General features: G+C 34.7%; 5 protein-coding genes and 1 pseudogene. 3 read left to right on the top strand and 3 right to left on the bottom strand.

Annotated features, from left to right (window positions below; genetic code table 11):
• Positions 1-189: transposase (locus RHOW815_RS07435; RefSeq protein ID WP_215217685.1), on the top strand; the 189-nt coding region annotated here is incomplete at its 5' end.
• A gap of 7 nt (positions 190-196) precedes the next feature.
• On the opposite strand, the gene RHOW815_RS07430 is transcribed toward RHOW815_RS07435, so the two are convergent.
• The 3 genes from RHOW815_RS07430 to RHOW815_RS07420 are packed head-to-tail and all read right to left on the bottom strand — an operon-like array spanning position 197 to position 2060.
• Positions 197-502, bottom strand: a complete 306-nt coding sequence (locus tag RHOW815_RS07430; protein WP_215217684.1) for a hypothetical protein — start codon at positions 500-502, stop codon at positions 197-199.
• Positions 484-927: a hypothetical protein gene (locus RHOW815_RS07425; protein WP_215217683.1), complete on the bottom strand. Its 444-nt coding sequence runs from the start codon at positions 925-927 to the stop codon at positions 484-486. Before RHOW815_RS07425 ends, RHOW815_RS07430 begins: the two co-directional genes overlap by 19 nt.
• Complete coding sequence (locus tag RHOW815_RS07420; RefSeq protein ID WP_215217682.1) at positions 927-2060, bottom strand: FtsW/RodA/SpoVE family cell cycle protein; 1134 nt, start codon at positions 2058-2060, stop codon at positions 927-929. The genes RHOW815_RS07425 and RHOW815_RS07420 overlap by 1 nt, the downstream gene beginning before the upstream one ends.
• 73 nt (positions 2061-2133) lie before the next feature.
• Between RHOW815_RS07420 and RHOW815_RS07415 the strand changes: the two genes are divergently transcribed.
• Both RHOW815_RS07415 and RHOW815_RS07410 read left to right on the top strand, forming a co-directional pair.
• Positions 2134-2877: a biotin--[acetyl-CoA-carboxylase] ligase gene (locus tag RHOW815_RS07415; RefSeq protein WP_215217681.1), complete on the top strand. Its 744-nt coding sequence runs from the start codon at positions 2134-2136 to the stop codon at positions 2875-2877.
• 266 nt (positions 2878-3143) lie between these two features.
• A pseudogene (locus tag RHOW815_RS07410) lies at positions 3144-3311 on the top strand (transposase); the annotation flags it as partial.
• Positions 3312-3430: the final 119 nt, after the last annotated feature.

Here is a 3430-nt window from a genome sequence, read left to right as displayed (position 1 = left end):
ATAGTAGAAATAGCCAAAAGAAATACACTTCATACTTTTACAGTTATTCCCAAAAGATGGGTTGTAGAGCGTTCTTTTGCGTGGATAGAAAAATGTCGCCGGCTATGGAAAAATTGCGAAAGAAAACTACATACAAGCCTGAATATGGTGGTTCTTGCTTTTATTGCTCTACTTTTGAAAAGAGTTTAAACAGGCTCTAAGAAGGAGGGACTCTACGTACCAGACGCTTGCTAATTACCCTGTCATCTTTTACAAGTAAAAAATAATGCTTTTCCATAACAAGGCCATTGCCTAAGTCAATCCTCTCTATATATTGATATTCCTCTGCTCCATCTTCGCGTAGGCAAACCGCGTAAGGATTTCCTACCTGACACTGTATTTCATGAATAGAAATACCCACTTCAATTTTACAAAAACTTCTATCCGTCATTGCAAAATAAGAAGAACAGCATCCTGTTAATAATGCTATATAAGTAATAGCTACTAATTGACTTTTTGCCATACACATCCTTGAATAATAGTACGAAATTGATCTGCTGTTGCATATTCTGCTCGCAGTAAATAACTCCGGTTTTCTTGTTTTTCATAAACCTCAAAGCCCTCAAAGCCGATTTCATTGACTCGAAATTCCCAAGCAATGATTTTATCATTGATTAAACCCTTACCTTGAATTTTACCTACTGCTTGATTTTCTAAACCGATGATAAATTCTCCGTGTTCCATATTAGAAATACAAAATTGATTACGCATCATATCGGTAAAACCCTTGATTTGTATTTCTTGTTCGCAAGCAATCTTATTTGAGTTATCTTTATTTTCTATATTCCAACGGGTAAAAAAAGCAAGTTCTTCTGCCACCATATTTAGTTGAATCGTTCCTTGCCCTAACCAAATACCTGCATTAAAAAGAAATGAATGTTGATTCATTAAAACATAAACCTTCTGCTATAAATACTTTGTAAGATTCCTAAAGCTGCCATTGTCGAAATTACCGATGATCCACCGTAAGTAATCAATAGCAAAGGCACTCCGGTAATAGGTAAAAAGCCACACATCATCCCCATATTAATAATCATATGTATAGCTAAATAAGCTGTAATTCCTGCAGATAGCAAGCGTCCAAAATCATCATTTGCTATTGCAGTTACCTGAAATCCAAAATAGATCAATCCAGAAAAAAAGAGCAGCAAGAAAAATACTCCTATTACACCAAATTCTTCAGAAAAAGCAGCAAATACAGAATCTGTATGAGCAGCGGGTAGCCACTGTTTGCCAGAAAAATCGCTATTACGCCAACCACTACCAGTCCAAGATCCTAATGCAGTTGCTGTTTGAGAAGCTCTCTGATGATAGGTATTTGGATTAAGTCTTTCATATTGATATTCCTTTAAAACCTTAGTTGCATAAGGACGGATCTGCTCATGGGATAAAATATTAAAAAAAACCAAACTCACACAACCCAAAGCAAATAATGCCAAATAAGACATAACTTTAATCACTTTTTTTCGCACTCCTCCTAAATAAAATAAAATAATTGCAATAGGATATAAAACAAGAGCTGTGCCTAAATCGGGTTGTTTTAAAATCAAAAAAAAAGGAACAAGGACAATTAATAAAGCTTGGTAAGGAATACATATATATTGGATATGCCTCTTATGATTCTCCAAATATAAACTCAAAGCCATTATCACCACCAATTTTGCTCCTTCAGATGGCTGTACATCAAAAGGAATACCGGGAATTCTATACCATCTTTGCACATTATGTATCTTAGGAATAAAAAAAAGTCCTATCAGTAGGATGAGTATTGCTAAATAAAAAAGCCATACCCATTCCTTAAATTTACGATAGTCTAATGCAGCAATTATAAAATAGACAATCCAGCCGATAATAAAAAATCGTATTTGCTTCATGACCCGTATGGTAAATACAGTAGTCTCTTCTTCATCAAAATTAGCACCGGTCATAGAAGCAATAACCAGAACGCTAATTACCATTAAAACCAATATAATGGGAATCATTCTAAAATCAAGGCGACTTAAATACCGATGATCCCACATAATTAGCTTCTTTAAATATACCTATTGGACACAAATTACGTACTTGATCTAATTTTTGTCTAGGATAACTCCCATGGATCTATCTGTTAAGCCAAAATTTGACTATATCCATTTTGCAACAATTGATTCTACAAGCAGCTGGACTAAAAAAAATACGGCTCTTTTAAATCAGAATCACATAACTGTCATTACCGCTAATCAACAGACGAAAGGGTACGGCAGATTTAAACGCGACTGGATTTCTCCTCCTGGAAATATCTATGCAACCTTATTTTTTACACTTCCTTTAGATTACTCTTATCTTATAAATCTAGGGCAAATTTTAGCATTAGCTTGCAACCATGTTTTAGAAAGCAAAGAATTCCCTCTACAACTTAAATGGCCAAATGACCTCTTGCTCGGGGGAAAAAAAATAGCAGGCATTTTAGTAGAGATCCTTCGTTCTGAAAAGCTGGAAATTGTACTTGGAATGGGCCTTAATGTAAACATGAACAAAGAGCATTTGAAAAATGTAGATCAAAAAGCTACCTCTTTAATGCTCTTTAGTAAAAAAACATGGGGACTAAGTAGTATTTTAAATCCTATTTTATATACATTTTATAACTATCTCAGACTACTTTCTTCTTCTGGATTTACTCATTTTCAACCCATTTACCAAAAACTGCTCGCTTTTCAAGGTAAAGAGATTGTCTGCCAATTAAGGAATCAAAAAATACAAGGAATCTGTCATTCCATAAACCCTGATGGCACGCTGAACTTGCAACTCCCTTCTGGTTCTATGATCTCTCTTAATGCTGCAGAAATCTCTACTTCTTAAATACCTGGCCCTTTCAACCGCGAAGTGCACAAAAAAGAACATACAAATACTTGAAAAAACATCTATTGTGCACCCGAGCATAGCATGTTTGTAGATAATCTCCTAAACACTTCTAGTGGAGTTTCGAAGTTGAGAGCCTTTCTAGGTCTGTTATTTAGTATAAGTTTCCACCCTTTCCATATCCTTGGAAGTAGTATCTAAGATCCTGTTTAAAATCTTTTCAATAAGGCATAATGATAGTTTTCATAAAACCTTTGGAGGTAGTTATGACCCGCTCTTGTCCAAGCGATATTTCTCGTAACCAATTTAGCAAAATCCATCTAATACTTGAGTCTACACGCAAAAAAACACATCCACGAATAGTTGATCTATATGATATTTTTTGTGGAATTTTGTACATTTTAAAAAGTGGTTGCCAGTGGCGTATGTTACCCATATAGTTATTTAAATCGACATTGATAAAACAGCTTGATCTAAGGCTTCGGATAAATTAGCTACAGTAGGTAAAAGTTCTCGGATTTTCGTTTTCATATTGGCCCAATATTTTTCGATA

This window comes from Candidatus Rhabdochlamydia sp. W815 (assembly GCF_018642185.1).
In the GTDB taxonomy this organism is placed as follows: Bacteria; Chlamydiota; Chlamydiia; order Chlamydiales; family Rhabdochlamydiaceae; genus Rhabdochlamydia; species Rhabdochlamydia oedothoracis.
This window is presented reverse-complemented; position numbering and strand designations above follow the sequence as displayed.

Excerpts from the sequence above, each read along its gene's own strand:
- RHOW815_RS07425 (WP_215217683.1), bottom strand. The coding sequence starts at position 927 with ATGAATCAACATTCATTTCTTTTTAATGCAGGTATTTGGTTAGGGCAA.
- RHOW815_RS07415 (WP_215217681.1), top strand. The coding sequence starts at position 2,134 with ATGGATCTATCTGTTAAGCCAAAATTTGACTATATCCATTTTGCAACA.
- RHOW815_RS07430 (WP_215217684.1), bottom strand. The coding sequence starts at position 502 with ATGGCAAAAAGTCAATTAGTAGCTATTACTTATATAGCATTATTAACA.
- RHOW815_RS07420 (WP_215217682.1), bottom strand. The coding sequence starts at position 2,060 with ATGTGGGATCATCGGTATTTAAGTCGCCTTGATTTTAGAATGATTCCC.